This window comes from Bacillus sp. FSL R5-0712, assembly GCF_038593285.1.
GTDB classification, from domain to species: Bacteria; Bacillota; Bacilli; order Bacillales; family Bacillaceae; genus Bacillus; species Bacillus safensis.
Genome location: NZ_CP151981.1, coordinates 1,952,251 through 1,968,777, shown reverse-complemented (window position 1 = coordinate 1,968,777; position 16,527 = coordinate 1,952,251). Strand labels below are relative to the sequence as shown.

Genomic DNA, 16,527 nt, shown 5'->3' with positions numbered 1-16,527 from the left:
CAATCACTTGATGATCAAAGTTGGGGGTAGTGTTCAAAATGTTTCAAAATGATGTGAAACAACCGTTGAGTTGGGAAGAATTTCATGGTCCGAACCTCGGCTATGTGCTCGAGCTCTACGATCAATATGTCCAGGATCCTACTAGTGTTGATGAAGATCTAAGAGGCATATTTGATGAACTTGGTGCACCACCGAGTGAAATGAAGGAGGAAATTGGGAAAAAAGAAAATAGCGTAGTTACTTCTGAACAAATCCAAAAGATAGCATCAGTCGTTAAACTGGCAGAAGACATCAGAACGTATGGCCATTTAAATGCTTCCGTCAATCCTCTTCGCAAAGAAAAGGAATTACAAGAACTGTTTCCTTTAAAGGAGTACGGTTTAACAGAAGAAGATGTCAAGAATATTCCGATATCTATTATTAGTCCGGATGCACCAAAACACATTTCAAACGGCATAGAAGCCATTAACCATTTGAGAAATACGTATAAACGTACCATTTCATTTGAGTTTGATCACGTGCATGACTTCGAAGAGCGAAACTGGCTCTCAAAATCAATCGAATCTGGTGAACTATTTAAGAAAAAACCAGCAGATAAACTAGTTTCTGTATTCAAGAGATTAACAGAAGTTGAGCAGTTCGAGCAGTTTCTTCATAAAACATTTGTTGGGCAAAAACGCTTCTCTATAGAAGGTTTAGACGCACTTGTCCCAGTACTTGATGAAATTATTTCAGAGTCTGTTACACAAGGGACTTCAAATATTAACATTGGAATGGCACACAGAGGCCGTTTAAATGTATTAGCACATGTGTTAGGAAAGCCATATGAGATCATTTTCTCAGAATTCCAGCATGCGCCAAATAAAGAGCTCGTTCCATCAGAAGGATCTATTGGCATCAGCTACGGATGGACAGGGGATGTTAAGTACCATCTTGGAGCTGACCGTCAAATTAAAGACGAAGATACAAAGAGTGCGAGAGTCACGCTTGCTAATAACCCAAGCCACTTGGAGTTCATTGATCCAATCATTGAAGGAAGCACGCGTGCCGCTCAGGAATCACGTACTCAAAAAGGCTATCCAGTTCAAGACGTTGAAAAAGCGTTAGCCATCTTAATTCATGGGGATGCAGCATTCCCTGGAGAAGGAATTGTGGCAGAAACATTAAATTTAAGCCAACTTGTAGGCTATCAAGTGGGCGGAACCATCCATATTATTGCCAATAATATGATCGGGTTTACAACAGAAAGCAATGAATCTCGCTCGACGAAATATGCGAGTGACCTTGCAAAAGGATTTGAGATTCCTATTGTTCACGTCAATGCAGATGATCCAGAAGCGTGTTTAGCGGCTGTTCAGCTAGCAGTAGAATACCGCAAACGCTTCAAGAAGGATTTCCTTATTGACTTGATCGGTTACCGCAGATACGGTCATAACGAAATGGATGAGCCTTCTACAACTCAGCCAATGCTGTACGATGCGGTCAGAAAGCACAAAACGGTCAAGAATATCTTTGCAGATAAACTTGTCTCAGAAGGTCTTTTGACAAAAGAGCAGCGTGAAGAAATCGAGCAGGCTGTGACAGCAAAAATAGAAGAAGCTTATAAAAAGGTGCCTTCAAAGAAAGAGCATACGATTCAAGAAATCGAACTGCCAGAGCCTGTATCAAACGGCTTCCCAGCAGTGGATACATCAGTAGAATTTGATGTATTGCGAAAGCTGAATGAAGAATTGATCAGCTGGCCGAATGATTTCCAAGTATTTGGTAAACTGAAGCGGATCCTTGAAAAACGTGCAAAAGTGTTTACAGATGACCGTAAAGTAGAATGGTCACTTGGAGAAGCACTCGCATTTGCATCTATATTAAAAGACGGTACGCCAATTCGAATGACCGGACAGGATTCAGAGCGTGGTACTTTTGCTCAAAGAAACCTTGTTCTTCACGACAGTCAAACGGGAGATGAATTTATTGCTCTTCATGAACTAAGTGATGCGAATGCATCGTTTACAGTTCATAACAGTCCACTGTCAGAAGGCTCAGTCATCGGGTTTGAATATGGTTATAATGTCTATTCTCCTGAAACGTTAGTGATTTGGGAAGCTCAATTCGGAGACTTCGCAAATGCGGCTCAAGTGTATTTCGATCAATTTATCTCAGCTGGCCGTGCAAAATGGGGACAAAAATCAGGTTTAGTCATGCTGCTGCCGCATGGATATGAAGGACAAGGTCCTGAGCATTCAAGTGGAAGAACAGAGCGCTTCCTGCAATCAGCTGCTGAGAATAACTGGACAGTTGCGAACCTGACAAGTGCAGCGCAATATTTCCATATTCTTAGAAGACAGGCGAAAATGCTGCTTCGTGAAGAGATTCGTCCGCTTGTGATTATGACACCGAAGAGTCTGCTTCGTAACCCGAACACATTGTCTGAAGTCCAAGAATTAACAGATGGACAGTTCCGTCCAGTTCTTGAACAGCCAGGTCTTGTACATGATCACGAAAAAGTATCGCGTCTCGTTCTATCTAGCGGGAAGGTATCCATTGATATTAGTGATCGTTTTACTCAAATGGAAGAGCCGAAGGATTGGCTTCACGTTGCAAGAGTGGAACAGCTATATCCGTTCCCAGCCAAAGATATTAAAGGAATTTTAACAAAGCTGACAAACTTAGAAGAAATCGTATGGGTGCAAGAAGAACCACAAAATATGGGAGCTTGGGGATACATTGAGCCATATTTACGTGAAATTGCGCCTGAAAAAGTAAAAGTACGTTACATCGGCCGAAGAAGACGTTCAAGTACGGCTGAGGGTGATCCAACTGTGCATAAAAAAGAACAAGAACGAATTGTATCTGATAGCTTGACTCGCAAAAACTAAGGGGGAAATGAAAAATGGCGGAAATTAAAGTACCTGAATTAGCGGAATCAATCTCGGAAGGAACGATTGCTCAATGGCTAAAGCAGCCGGGCGATTATGTGGAGCAGGGGGAGTACCTGCTAGAACTTGAAACAGATAAAGTCAATGTCGAACTGACTGCTGAAGAATCTGGTGTATTAAAAGAAGTGCTGAAAGATTCTGGTGACACTGTACAAGTTGGAGAGGTCATCGGAACGATTGCAGCAGGTGAAGCTGGCGGAAGCGAGTCCGCAGCTCCAGCACCTGAGCAAGCTTCTGCACCAGCTTCGAAAGAAGAACCGGCAGCTGCTCAAAAAGAAGAAGCAGTGAAAGAAGAGCCGAAAGCTGGTAATGGCAGAACCATCGCTTCTCCTGCAGCTAGAAAATTAGCGAGAGAGAAGGGGTTAGACTTATCTGAGATTCCAACCGTAGATCCGCTGGGCAGGGTACGAAAGCAGGATGTCGCTTCTTATCAAAAGAATGAAGCACCTGCAAGTGCACCGAAAGCCGCGCCAAAAGCAAATGCTGCGGTGCAAACTGAACAACCAGGAAAGCCTATTGAACGTGAAAGAATGTCACGCCGCAGACAAACAATTGCAAAACGTTTAGTTGAAGTTCAACAAACGGCTGCGATGCTGACGACATTTAATGAAGTCGATATGACAGCGGTAATGGATTTAAGAAAGCGTCGTAAAGATGCCTTCCTAGAACAAAATGATGTCAAGCTTGGCTTCATGTCCTTCTTTACAAAAGCAGTTGTAGCAGCACTGAAGAAATATCCGCTGCTTAACGCAGAAATTCAAGGTGATGAGCTTGTCTTGAAAAAATTCTATGACATCGGCATCGCTGTTGCTGCAAACGAAGGACTTGTTGTACCGGTTGTCCGTGATGCAGACAGATTGTCATTTGCGGGGATTGAAAAAGAAATTGGTCATCTTGCGAAAAAAGCAAGAGATAACAAATTGTCTCTTAATGAGTTACAAGGTGGATCATTCACGATTACAAACGGCGGAACATTTGGTTCTCTGCTTTCAACTCCGATTTTAAACAGCCCGCAAGTTGGAATTTTAGGGATGCATAAAATTCAGCTTCGTCCGGTAGCGATTGATGAAGAACGTTTTGAGAACCGTCCGATGATGTATTTAGCTCTTTCTTATGACCACCGCATTGTCGATGGTAAAGAAGCAGTTGGATTCCTCGTTACGATTAAAAATCTGCTTGAAGATCCTGAGCAGCTATTACTTGAAGGATAATCTTCAATTATAAAAAGCTAGCACCTGTTAAGGTGCTAGCTTTTTTTCTTTTCACTGTCATGTTGTCCTCGTTTTGACCAATACGTCGCAAGCCAGGAACCAGATAAATTATGCCACACACTAAAAATCGCACTTGGTACGGCTGCGAGCGGTGAGAAGTGTGCTGTTGCTAGCGCTGCACCGAGCCCGGAGTTTTGCATGCCTACTTCGATCGAGATCGCTCTACGAGAAGGGATATCCATTCTGCACCACTTTGCGATCAGGTAACCAAATAAGAGACCAAGTGCATTATGTAATATAACAACGGCAAATATCAGCAATCCAGTTTGAAGAATCTGCTCTTTATTTGCACTGACAACCGCTGCAATGATCAACACAATTCCAGCAACAGATACAAGCGGCAATGCTTGAACTGCATAGTTTACTTGTTTTTTGAAAAATACCTTAACGATAACCCCTAAGATAATAGGAATTAGCACAACTTGGACAATCGACAAAAATAATGCCTCCGGTGATACAGGTAACCATGATCTTGCAAAAATATAGATAAAGAGAGGCGTTAAAAAGGGAGCAAGAAGGGTCGATATCGTTGTGACCGCTACGGATAATGCCATATTGCCTTTTGCCAAGAAGGTCATGACATTGGATGCTGTACCGCCCGGGCAGCAGCCGACAAGAATAACGCCTACTGCAATTTCAGACGGCAGCCGTAATCCGTAAGCTAATAGAAAGGCGATCAGCGGCATGAGTGTGTACTGCGCCAAAACCCCAATTAACACATAGAGAGGTTTACGAAAAAGCTCCTTAAAATCTTCACCAGATAACGTAAGCCCCATCCCAAACATAATGACACCTAGTAAAAAAGGGATATACGGTCCAATCTGAGAAAAGACGTCAGGAAAAGCAAATCCAAGACATGCAAAGATAATGACCCAGATTGCAAAGGTTCTTCCTGCAAATTGACTAATGGTTAAAAGAATGTTCATTCATTGCTTCATCTCACTTTCCTCACATATCCTTTCTATTTTAAACGAATTTTCTGAAAAAACAACCCATTCTTTATAAAGGTGTTAATAATAAAATTATGTAAACTAAAAATACCCCATATAAGCATTAGCCTATATGGAGCATCGTTTTAAAAAGGGGTCCATCTCACTTGCTGTGCTTGCTTAAGCCTAGCTTCTGGCTCACGCCAGTCGACTACATTCCACCAACGATCTACGTATTTCGCTTTTTCATTCAGATATTGAAGGTAGTAGGCGTGCTCCCATACATCAAGGGCTAGAAGGGGGATCACGTCCCATTGTGACAAAAATTGATGGCGTTCTGCTTGTAAAATCTCTAATCGCTGAGATCTGGGCGCCCATACGAGAATGGCCCAGCCAACACCCTCTACTTGTTTAGCCGCTGCTGAAAATTGAGATTTAAATGCATCATAGCTGTCAAACGATTGTTCAATGAGACGAAGCATTTGTCCAGTGGGCTTTCGTTTTCCTGAAGGACTCATGGAAAACCAAAAAATACAATGTAAATAGTGCCCCGCACCATTGAAGGCAAGCTCCCGTTCCCAATGTTTGATCATTTTAAAATCATTGGTTCTTCTTGCATTTTTTAATGCAAGCTCAGCTTGGTTCAAACCATCTACATATGATTGATGATGCTTCTGGTGATGCAAATACATAATTTCTTTTGATATAAACGGTTCTAGTGCATCATACCGGTAAGGGAGAGGAGGTAACTTGTGACTTCCAGCTGCTACCTCTCGCATGTCTTCTTGTGGGTTCATGTCCTCAGCAATACGTTCTGCCAGTTCGTACCACTCTTGTTCACTGGAATGTTCATCATCCATTGAAAACCATAAATGGTCTACTTTCTGACGGATGTTGTCATCTTGAATCGCGGGTTGAATCGAGCTAAGCCACTCTTTAAGCTGCAAACGGTACTCTTCCTTATTCATTCTTACGCCTCATTTCTTCTAAAAATGTGGAACAAGCCATCATCGGAAAGACAAATGGGTAGCTATGATAAGTGATGTAAAATTGCTTTGGCAGGCCAATGCCTACTGGATAGTGCAAGGCTTCACTCGTATGCTGCTGATGATGGATCAAAAATGAGATGGCTTTTAAAATCGTTTTGTCATCCGGCTTCTCATATTGTAAAAGTGCCTCTGCTGCCCAAGCCGTCTGAACCACTGTACCAAACGGAAGGGGGACATACGTTTTTACCTCTGCACTTTTACACGATTCTCCGAAGCTGCCATCTGCTCGTTGAATCTGCTTTAAAAATCGGCATGCTTTTTGGACAGCAGGATGGGTGGAGGGGATGCCGGCAGCTTTTAGACCTGTTAATGCTGCCCACGTTCCATAAATATAGCAAACACCCCACCTGCCAAACCATGAACCATTTTTCTCTTGATGATCTAGGAGCCATTTGACACATTGATCTTTTTGCCTCTGAATAGGCGGTGACATATTTTTCTCTTCAAGACCAATGAGATGAAGCACGCGGCCTGTAATATCAGGAGTCGATGGATCAATTGCTGCATCCTCCGCAGATTCAAGCGGCAGATGTCGAAGCAGGAAGTGATCTTGATTTTTTTCAAAGGCAGAGAATCCGCCATCACGGTTTTGCATGGAAAGAAGCCAATGAAATCCTCGCTTCCACTGAACTGGTGCGTATGTTTTCGGAATGGCTTTTAATACAATTTGCGTATCATCACAATCAGGGTTATTCGTATTGATATCTGAAAAACCAAAGCCTCCCGGAGCAGCATGCCGGTTATGAATCGCCCAATCTGCTTTCTTCATTTGCTGCCGGTTCAATAAGTATAAGAAAGACTTTGTGATGACTGGGTCTTCTTGTTTTTTGCCAGCTTTTTGAGAAGCATAACTGACAAGCGCTGTATCCCAAACTGTGGATGTGGAATTTTCTGCATACATTCTGCCCTGACAGACAGTGACTAGCTTTTTCATGCCTTTGACTGCTTTTAAAATGAGATGATGTCCCGGCGAGTATCCAAGACTCATCAGTGCATAGACCATAAAAATACTTGCACTTAAATAGCTGTACAGTGTGCCATCTTTTTCGAGGCGGTCAAACATATATCGCTTTGCTGCTTCATATCCGAAAAAGTCCAGCCGGCTGTCAAGTGCTGTATACGATCGCATGTAAGTCAGAAAGTGATGAGTGGAACGTTCTTCTTTTGCCATAAACCAGTCAAATGGATTTTTAGTCATGTTTGCATCAAGGTGTGCTAGGCTTGGGAATTTCTCATGAGAGGTATATCGTTTGTTGAGTGCAATCATCATTGGCACAAAGTGAATTCTTGCATAAGCACTAAGATGATAGAAGTGCAGCGGAAAGTATGTAGGGATGAGTAAAAAGGAAAGTGGTGCATAGAAATACGGCCAAGGGTGCATGCCGTTGACGGCGAGCATCCACTTTGTCATAAAGTGAACGTTCTTTAATCCGCCTTTTGATCGAATAAATTGCGCTGCTTTTTCCATATGAGGCTCATCTTGTTGAAACCTGCCTGAAACAAGCATTCCGCAATAGCCCTGCACAGTGGCTGTTACATGTCCCGTTTGATCATGATACAAAGAAAAAGACCCATCCTCATTTTGTTTTTCGCGTATCGCTTCTGCTAATTGATGAACCAAAGCCTGATCCGAATCGCCGACAGCCTTTAACAGCATAATCAAAAAAGCATTTGTCATCATAGGACCTTCAAAGCAGAAAACAAAGGCACCATCTTCTCGTTGTCTTCGCTGCATTTGCATGTGCAATTCTTCAATAAATTCGTTTACTTTCAATTTAAAATCTTGCATATGCGGCCATGCTCCTTTCCTTTCATACTATATTCAGGAGCCGGCCTGTCACATGCAAACACAAAAAAAGCCGATGACAGGGTCACCGGCTCAGCGTGTAGACAAACCCTCGCATTCGGTGTCAGGTCTGCGCGCTGGTGCTCACGAATGTCAATTCGCTCCGCGCCAGTGCTCGTCCTTCCTAGACTGCAAAGGTTTTCTATCACGCTGAAAAGAAGACAAAGTGCTAAAATAAAAATCATTTTAGCACTTTGTCAACGATCTGAGCCGATGACAGGGTCACCGGCTTTCTTGACGTCATTAGTCTTGGAGGTTAATCCATACACTTTTGACTTCTGTATAGTTGTTAAGGGCATATGATCCCATTTCTCTGCCAAGACCTGATTGCTTATATCCTCCAAACGGGGAGGCGGCATCAAAGACATTATAGCAGTTGACCCAAATTGTTCCTGCTTCAAGACGTGCAGCGATATCATGGGCATGCTTTAAGTTTTCTGTCCAAAGTCCTGCTGCTAATCCATATTCAGACTGGTTGGCTCGTTCGACCACTTCATCAATGGAATCGTAAGGAATGGCAGATAAGACAGGTCCAAAGATTTCTTCTTTAGCAATGGTCATTTCATCTTCTACATCTTTAAAAATAGTAGGAGAGACGAAATAGCCAGCCTCATAAGGGCAATCGCCCCCGACAACGGCTGTTGCCCCTTCGGATTTACCTTTTTCAATATAGCCTAACACGCGTTCGTGCTGTTCTTTACTTACAAGAGGTCCAATTTGCGTATCTTGATGAAGACCAGCGCCTTGTTTGAGGGATCCTGCATATTTGGCCATTTGATCGACCACTTCATCATATTGGCTCCGATGAACAAAGACTCTGGACCCTGCGCAGCATACTTGGCCTTGGTTAAACATGACGCCATTTAAAGCACCTGGAATGGCTTTCTTTAAATCGGCATCAGGTAAAATAATATTCGGTGATTTTCCGCCAAGCTCTAATGTGACCCTCTTAATGGTTTTAGCCGCTTTCTCCATAATTAATTTCCCAACACTTGTTGACCCTGTGAAGGCCAGCTTGTTCACGTCAGGATGATCAGTTAAGGCTTCTCCGGCTGTTTCGCCAAATCCAGGAACGATGTTAATCACGCCTTCTGGGAAGCCGGCTTTGTCCACTAATTCTGCTAAGTAAAGAGCAGAGAGTGGAGTTTGTTCGGCTGGCTTTAAAACGATGGTGCACCCTGTTGCAAGTGCGGCGCCCATTTTCCACATAGCCATGAGCAGCGGGAAGTTCCATGGGATGATTTGTCCTACAACCCCAACCGGCTCATGGCGGGTATAATTAAAATATCCTTGACTGACAGGAATGGTTTGTCCATTCATTTTTGTCGTCCAGCCCGCATAATAGCGCATGTGCTCAATAGCGAGGGGGATATCTGCATTTGTTGTTTCATTAATTGGTTTTCCGTTATCTAAAGTTTCTAGCTGTGCAAGCTCTTCCTGATTTTCTTCCATTAAATCAGCAAGCTTGAACATGAGGCGGGCGCGTTCAGCGGCAGACATTGAGCGCCAAGGACCATGAAAGGCTTTTTTTGCAGCTTTTACGGCCTCATCAATATCTTTTGCACCTGCTTCATAAACATCAATAAGGGTTTCGCCTGTGGCTGGGTTAGGAGTAGCAAAGGTTTTGTTATCGTGACTTGTGACAAACTGACCATTAATGTAGAGTTTTTTCGTCCCTTGGAGAAAAGATTCGAGTTTTGAACTAATTTGAAGTGTTGTAGAGCTCATAAATAAACAAACCTCCTTAAAGATATGGATTGTTTTCTGCGAGTTCTAGGTGGGAAAAGCGGACATGCAACGAAATTGTATACGCACAAAGATGTAAACGTATACAATTATCATATTACACGACCTGTTTGAAAGCAATCCATAACACTCATTGCATTTCGCGAAAATTTGGCTACAATAAATGTATAGATGAAAAAAGGAGTTTTTAAATCATGATCCATCAAAACTGGCAAACGGCTCAAACGTTAAAACAGGTAAAATGTGTACATACAAATGCGAAAAAATATATGGTCGACCGGGCATTAACGGTTGGAAGCACATATGAAGTGAAAAATGAAACAGAAGAATTCCTGTTTGTCGTAGACAATACGGGTAAAGTAGGCGGGTATTACAAGGAGTATTTCGAAGATATTTCAGCTGAATGATTTTGATGGTCATCACTCATACTAAGAAAAACAGTAAAGGGTGATGATGATGAAAAAGCAGCAAAATGACGAGCAGAAAAATCAAAATGCATGGCATGAACACGAGGACGCTGATATGGCGATTACGCTTGAACAGATTTCCGATGTGTATGCCGAGGGAACGATTGATACACCAAAAGACGAATAGTCATTTAAAAACAGTGATTTGGCATAATCACTGTTTTTTTATTGGAATGATTCAGCATTTTTCTCGAAAAGAACTGAAACTTTTTTCCTGGTTTAACTGTCTAAATAAGTAGAGGAAAGAGCATCGGATCAAAAAGAAAAAGTTAAATGAAATTTAATCTATTCGTAATGGAATAACAACCATTTATAGCGTATTCTATAAGTGAGAATAAAACGTACCCACAGAGCCGTGTGGCCGTTTTGTCATAAAGGAATTTGATGCAGGAAGAGGGGGTTTACGTGGGTATTTTTTCTGTCAGTAAACAAAATGATAAGAAATTCGAATCCTTATTGATTGAAGGGGAAAGAATTGAGGCTGTTTACAGACTGCGTCACGACCAAATTTGCTTTACCAATAAACGACTGATCTTTGGCGATAACCGCGTATTTTCTAAGAAGAAAGTCAGGGTCTCCTTGCCGTATCGATCAATTGAAAGTTTTGCCATACAAGAAGCTGGCGTGTTTGATCAGGACACAGGTATGCTGCTTGTCACAAGCTCAAAAGTATTTGAACTCGACTTTTCCAAAGAGACGGATTTGAGTGATGTGCAAGCCATTTTGACAAAACATCTTTGCTGATCAATCTTGCGATTACATAGATCATATGCACTTTTCTCATTCTTCGTTCTTATTTTTATAGATCGCACATTGCTAAGCCCTTCCCATCTGATGGGAAGGGCTTTTTTCTGCTTAAGAGTTTGAATGATAGCAAAAAAGGATAAAGATGAAACAGATACAGAAAGGAGAATGAACAATGAAAGTATTAGTTGCAGGAGCAAATGGACATACAGGCAGACTTGTCGTTCGTTATTTAAAAGAAAAAGGACAGGAGCCGCTTGCTCTCATTCGAGATGAAAAACAAGCTGATGCACTAAAAGAACTTGGTGCAGTACCTGTCATCGGTGATCTTGAAAAAGATGTGACAGATGCTGTGAAACAAGCAGACGCTGTCATCTTTGCAGCTGGTTCAGGCTCAAAAACAGGTGCAGATAAGACCATTGCGGTCGATCAAGAAGGGGCAAAACGCCTCGTTGATACAGCGAAAAAAGAAAACATCCAGCATTTTGTTATGCTTAGTGCTTATAATGCAGATGATCCGAATCAAGGAAAAGGGCAAGGAAGTATGGAAACTTATTATGAAGCAAAAAGAAAAGCCGATGAGCACTTAAAACAGTCTGGTCTTTCCTATACGATTGTCCGCCCAGGTGCCCTGCTGCATGAGGAGAAGACAGGAAAGATTGAAGCTGCCGAACATATTCCAGATGATCAAAACATCGAAATTTCAAGAGAGGACGTAGCCATTGTTCTTGTGGAGAGCTTAACAGAATCCAATGTGAAAAATAAGTCCTTTGACTTGATTAAAGGCGATAAACCAATCGAAGAAGCACTTCGCCATCTGTAAGAAAAGAAAGCTGCTGCCAAAGAGGCGGCGGCTTTTTTGATGTTTTCTTTTCCCTTTCAGCGGGAAGGTAATGAGAAAGGAGTGATTGACCGTGGGCTTAACGAAAGAACAACAAGCTGATTTATACGAAAGATTGATTCAATTAAAAGAAGATGTGAAGGGATCAAAAAAGAAAGAAGAATCGATGCTCGTTGAATCGAGTGAGATTTCAAATGGTGTTGGTAATCATATCGCTGATCATGGGAGCATCTATTTAGACCGTATGACAGAACAAACGCTGGATCAGGTCGATGATCAGCTTGAAGGTGAAATCGATGCAGCACTGAAACGAATGGAAGACGGAACATATGGGATATGTGAGAAAACGGGAAAAGAGATCCCATACGAGCGTTTAAAAGCAGTTCCATATACACGTTATTCAATAGATGCAAAGAAAAATGAAGAAACCACTCAAGATCCAAACGAATTTGACCGTTCATTCTCCGATCAAATGCGCGATTTAACAAATAGAGAAACAATGGATCAGATGCATTCAGATACGTATGAAAGATTAGAGGAAGAGCAAGATGCTGATGTAGATGAGGAAAAATAGGATCATAAGCGAAGGTTAAATTTTTTCAGAATAATTTTTTCTTATGTACACATGAACAAATAACTTGTATACATGAGTATTTCATAGAAAAAAGATCTCTTGAAATTTAATAAACTTTCGTGTAATATAGTTTAAAGGCTGCGATGCGCGTAATGTTAATTAAGTTTTAACCTTTAAGCTGTAATAGGGAGTTTTATATTGAAGCCGGAATGTCATGCCTCCTTAGCGAGGAAGACAGGAACGTTTCTGCAAACACCCACTTTGAGGAGTGGTGGTTTAAAACTTTCTTACTTAGATTACGGCATCCGCAGCTTTTCCTAGGATGATTCAAGCCATTTTCCATTTTGGAAAATGGCTTTTTATTTTGTGAAAAAACGAAATTGCACAGTCAGCCGGAAGAGGCATGAATGTATGTTAAAATAGACAAAACAAAAGACGGAGAGGGAATTGGATGTTAGAACAAGCAGAAGCACTCCTGAAACAATACTTTGGCTTTGACGCCTTTAGGCAGGGACAGAAACAAGCCATTGAATCGATTGTAAACAAACAGAAGGATACCGTCTGTATTATGCCGACAGGCGGGGGGAAATCGGTTTGCTACCAGATTCCTGCCCTGATGATGGAAGGAACAACGATCGTTGTATCCCCGCTAATTTCTTTAATGAAAGATCAAGTCGATGCGCTAAATGAGATGGGCATACGATCGTCCTTTTTAAACAGCACACTTTCCGCAGCTGAAATGAATAAAAGGCTGAAAAAATGTGAAGATGGGGAATATCAGCTGCTTTATATCACACCTGAACGTTTACAAAATGAACGTTTTTTTCAGCTGCTTGATCGGTTAACGATCCCTTTAATTGCAATTGATGAAGCACACTGTATATCTGAGTGGGGGCATGATTTTAGGCCGAGCTACCGCTTTATTCAAGAATGTTTAAATCGGCTGACAAAAAGGCCAGTGATTGTCGCATTAACTGCTACAGCCACGAAAAAGGTTCACCGAGATATATGTGAACAGCTTGGCATGAACGAAGAAGAAACCATTTTTACTGGGTTTGCTAGAGAAAATTTATCTTTTCAGGTGGTCAAAGGAGAAAATAGTGACCGCTTTATCACACATTATATGAAGAAAAATAAGCTTGAGTCCGGCATTATCTATACTGCTACAAGAAAAGAAGCCGAAAATATTTACAATCGGCTAAAGAAACAAAAGATCAAAGCTGGCATTTATCATGGCGGGTTAGATGACGATGTGAGAGAAGAGCAGCAAAACCTGTTTTTAAACGATGACATCCAGGTCATGGTCGCTACATCTGCATTTGGCATGGGAATTAATAAGTCAAATGTCCGTTTTGTGATACATCATCAAATTCCAAGGGATATTGAAAGCTACTATCAAGAGGCTGGACGCGCCGGCAGAGACGGGCTCCAAAGTGAATGCATTTTACTGTTTTCGCCGCAGGGCGTACGAATGCAGCGATTCCTCATTGAACAGTCAACAGAAGATGAAGTGCGCTTTCAGCATGAGCTGCTTAAACTTAGACAAATGGTCGATTACTGTCACACTGAGCAATGTCTGCAGCAATTTGTGATGGACTACTTTGATCAATCAGCAAGTGCCCCTTGCCAAAAATGCAGTAATTGCCTTGATGAAAGAGAGCGTGAAGAGGTCACTCGAGAAGCGCAAATGGTTTTATCGTGTACGGTTAGAATGAACGAGCGCTTTGGAAAAATGATGATTGCTCAAGTACTGGCAGGCTCCAAAAATAAAAAAGTGCTTGACCTCGGTTTCGACCGTCTTCCTACATACGCTTTAATGAAGCCGCAATCAGCCCAGCAAATCAGTGATTTCATCGAATTTTTAATTACAGAAGAGTATTTGCACATGTCTGAAGGAGCTTATCCAACATTAAAAGTGACACATAAAGGAAAGAAAGTGTTAGTCGGGCAAGAGGCTGTGTATAAAAAGCAGGCAGTTAAAAGAGAGGCGATTCAAGAAAACGATGCATTATTTGAGCAGCTGAGAGCGGTGAGAATGAAGCTGGCGAGAGAGCAGGGCGTTCCGCCATTTGTTGTATTTTCTGATCAAACCTTGAAGGAAATGTCAGCCGTTCAGCCTAAAACAGAAGAAGAACTTCTCCATATTAAGGGAATAGGCGCTCAAAAAAGAGAGAAATACGGGGATGTTTTTTTAGAAGAAATCCGTTTATTTATAGAAAAAGAGAAAAATAAAAAGATTGAAGAAGAAAAATAAATTTTTTTCGCTGCGTTTGGACACGTTTTCAACAGGAGGTTTCTGATCCTTTCAAAACCTTGATATGGCGGGTAATCGAGCTGTTTTGTGGTCTGATTTACCAATGGAGAGAGATGTTTCATGTAAAGGAACTGTAATCTAAAACATATCGTTTTGTTATTGAATTGACATTTACATATGTTACGATAGCACTCGTTAGCCGCCATAAAAAGCTAACAAGGGAGGATTTACTTTATGAAGAAGACTATTATGTCCTTGGTTGCTGTTGCAGCAATCTCTACAACAGCATTTGGAGCACAGCAAGCTTCTGCAAAGGAAATCACTGTGAAGAAAGGTGATACACTTTGGGGAATCTCTCAAAAAAATGATGTGTCTCTAAAGGACCTAAAGGGTTGGAACAATTTATCAACAGACATGATTTATGTAGGTGATAAATTGACAATCTCTTCAAAAGAGAAAACTCAGGAGCAGTATAAAGTCCAGAAGGGGGACAGCCTCTGGAAAATCGCTCAAAAATTCAATGTGTCAATTAGCGATATTAAGTCTTGGAATAACTTAAACTCAGATATAATTATGATTGGTTCAACACTAAGTGTTGCTGGTCAAAGCTCAGCTCCGGTAAGCTCAGAGCCTGTACAAAAACAGGAGCCTGTCCAAAAAGAGCAAACAACACAAAAAGCTGCTCCTAAACAGGAAGCACCAAAAAAAGCTGCTCCTAAACAGGAAACAGCTAAAGCAGAATCATCTTCTGCTAGTCAAAGTGTACAAAAAGAAATGACTGTAACGGCTACGGCTTATACAGCAAATGATGGTGGCATCTCAGGTATCACTGCAACAGGGGTAAACTTAAACAAAAACCCAAATGCGAAAGTGATTGCAGTAGATCCTAATGTCATTCCATTAGGAAGTAAGGTTTATGTTGAAGGCTACGGTGAAGCCATCGCAGCAGATACTGGCGGCGCAATTAAAGGTAACAAAATTGATGTACATGTACCAAGCAAATCCCAAGCAAAAAATTGGGGCGTAAAATCAGTCAAAGTGAAAGTACTTAACTAGTAACTTATTGTTTTTTGGAAAGAAAGCATCAGGTGGCGGCCTGATGCTTTTATTGTACCCTTTTTTTGGTCAAAAAAACACACATTTTTCAGAAAAATTTGCATTTTCGACAAAAAACAGCGTATATTCCATCATACACGCTGTTTTTTTGTCGTTAGCTGTCCACCCAATAAATTTCTCCGCTTTGTTCTTTCCAATTGATTTGGACATCAAATTGGTGCTTTTCATAAAAGTGAATCAATCGGTCCACGTGATTCCAATCTCTTTTGACGAGATCACCTGTAATAACTGGAATGTTCTGCTCTCTTGCGATTTCTTTTAAATGCTTCATACAGATTGAGCCGTACCCATTATCGGGAGGGCCTTTAATATCAGCAATATGAATCTTTCCTTCTTCAGGATATTCCGCAATTAAGGAAAAATCAGATTGTCCGCGAAAAGCTTTTTCACAATCGGTCAGCATGATTTTACATGTATCAGCACTTTCAATGGCAGAGACAATCATCCATTCATCTTCTTTCGCCTGATCAATGCCAATGATCTTTGCCTTTTTCGAAATATCTTTCATATTTTCTTGCATTCGATACATTTGGAACTGCAATTGCTGTAATTCTTGCTCTAACGCCTTCACATCTTTGGGTGTTTCCTGTAAGATTGACAAGTCCATTACTCCTTTCATATAAGAAATGATAAAAATCACATAAATTCCAATTTTAAAGGAAGTGGATGGATCTTTCAAGCCGTTAGAATGCCGATTATCGGCAAGTTTGTCTAAAATTCGACGAAGACAGCGAATTCATTGACTTTATAGAGAAAG

The 16,527-nt window shown here is 41.3% G+C and carries 14 protein-coding genes and 1 other RNA gene; 10 read left to right on the top strand and 5 right to left on the bottom strand.

Annotation, left to right across the window (positions count from 1 at the left end):
- The first annotated feature begins 38 nt into the window (after positions 1 to 38).
- Positions 39 to 2,873, top strand: coding sequence for a 2-oxoglutarate dehydrogenase E1 component (gene sucA, locus NSU11_RS09730; protein WP_034280582.1), 2,835 nt, complete (start codon positions 39 to 41; stop codon positions 2,871 to 2,873).
- Positions 2,874 to 2,887: 14 nt separating this feature from the next.
- On the top strand, positions 2,888 to 4,144 hold the full coding sequence (gene odhB / locus NSU11_RS09725; RefSeq protein ID WP_024422686.1) for a 2-oxoglutarate dehydrogenase complex dihydrolipoyllysine-residue succinyltransferase: 1,257 nt from the start codon (positions 2,888 to 2,890) through the stop codon (positions 4,142 to 4,144).
- Positions 4,145 to 4,179: 35 nt separating this feature from the next.
- On the opposite strand, the gene NSU11_RS09720 is transcribed toward odhB, so the two are convergent.
- From NSU11_RS09720 to NSU11_RS09705, 4 genes are all read right to left on the bottom strand, one after another.
- Positions 4,180 to 5,130 carry a bile acid:sodium symporter family protein gene (locus NSU11_RS09720; RefSeq protein ID WP_024422685.1) on the bottom strand — a complete coding sequence of 317 codons (951 nt, stop codon included), beginning with the start codon at positions 5,128 to 5,130 and terminating at the stop codon, positions 4,180 to 4,182.
- Positions 5,131 to 5,279: 149 nt separating this feature from the next.
- The gene (locus NSU11_RS09715) at positions 5,280 to 6,101 is read right to left on the bottom strand and encodes a superoxide dismutase (protein WP_025093123.1); all 822 of its coding nucleotides are present in this window, start codon (positions 6,099 to 6,101) and stop codon (positions 5,280 to 5,282) included.
- A complete protein-coding gene (locus tag NSU11_RS09710) occupies positions 6,094 to 7,971 on the bottom strand; it encodes a prenyltransferase/squalene oxidase repeat-containing protein (RefSeq protein ID WP_122630996.1) in 1,878 nt (625 codons plus the stop codon). The genes NSU11_RS09715 and NSU11_RS09710 overlap by 8 nt, the downstream gene beginning before the upstream one ends.
- 300 nt (positions 7,972 to 8,271) lie before the next feature.
- Positions 8,272 to 9,756 (bottom strand): aldehyde dehydrogenase family protein, encoded by a 1,485-nt coding sequence (locus NSU11_RS09705; protein ID WP_024422684.1) that lies wholly within the window; start codon positions 9,754 to 9,756, stop codon positions 8,272 to 8,274.
- A 212-nt stretch (positions 9,757 to 9,968) separates the two neighbouring features.
- Between NSU11_RS09705 and NSU11_RS09700 the strand changes: the two genes are divergently transcribed.
- The 8 genes from NSU11_RS09700 (at position 9,969) to NSU11_RS09665 (ending at position 15,710) form a co-directional block, all read left to right on the top strand.
- Positions 9,969 to 10,181, top strand: a complete 213-nt coding sequence (locus NSU11_RS09700; protein ID WP_024422683.1) for a DUF6501 family protein — start codon at positions 9,969 to 9,971, stop codon at positions 10,179 to 10,181.
- Between the two features lie 49 nt (positions 10,182 to 10,230).
- Entirely contained in the window at positions 10,231 to 10,368 is a 138-nt protein-coding gene (locus NSU11_RS09695; protein ID WP_075611524.1) for a DUF4025 domain-containing protein, read from the top strand.
- Between the two features lie 278 nt (positions 10,369 to 10,646).
- Positions 10,647 to 10,985 carry a PH domain-containing protein gene (locus NSU11_RS09690; protein ID WP_024422682.1) on the top strand — a complete coding sequence of 113 codons (339 nt, stop codon included), beginning with the start codon at positions 10,647 to 10,649 and terminating at the stop codon, positions 10,983 to 10,985.
- A gap of 175 nt (positions 10,986 to 11,160) precedes the next feature.
- A complete protein-coding gene (locus NSU11_RS09685; protein WP_024422681.1) occupies positions 11,161 to 11,808 on the top strand; it encodes an SDR family oxidoreductase in 648 nt (215 codons plus the stop codon).
- Between the two features lie 91 nt (positions 11,809 to 11,899).
- The gene (locus NSU11_RS09680) at positions 11,900 to 12,400 is read left to right on the top strand and encodes a TraR/DksA family transcriptional regulator (protein ID WP_024422680.1); all 501 of its coding nucleotides are present in this window, start codon (positions 11,900 to 11,902) and stop codon (positions 12,398 to 12,400) included.
- 132 nt (positions 12,401 to 12,532) lie between these two features.
- A non-coding RNA gene (gene ssrS / locus NSU11_RS09675) (6S RNA) lies at positions 12,533 to 12,718 on the top strand.
- A 133-nt stretch (positions 12,719 to 12,851) separates the two neighbouring features.
- On the top strand, positions 12,852 to 14,654 hold the full coding sequence (recQ, locus tag NSU11_RS09670) for a DNA helicase RecQ (RefSeq protein ID WP_024422679.1): 1,803 nt from the start codon (positions 12,852 to 12,854) through the stop codon (positions 14,652 to 14,654).
- Between the two features lie 234 nt (positions 14,655 to 14,888).
- Positions 14,889 to 15,710 (top strand): 3D domain-containing protein, encoded by an 822-nt coding sequence (locus NSU11_RS09665; protein ID WP_024422678.1) that lies wholly within the window; start codon positions 14,889 to 14,891, stop codon positions 15,708 to 15,710.
- Positions 15,711 to 15,864: 154 nt separating this feature from the next.
- Here the strand turns inward: NSU11_RS09665 and NSU11_RS09660 are convergent, their stop codons facing one another.
- A complete protein-coding gene (locus NSU11_RS09660; RefSeq protein WP_029705992.1) occupies positions 15,865 to 16,377 on the bottom strand; it encodes a GNAT family N-acetyltransferase in 513 nt (170 codons plus the stop codon).
- Positions 16,378 to 16,527 lie beyond the last annotated feature (150 nt).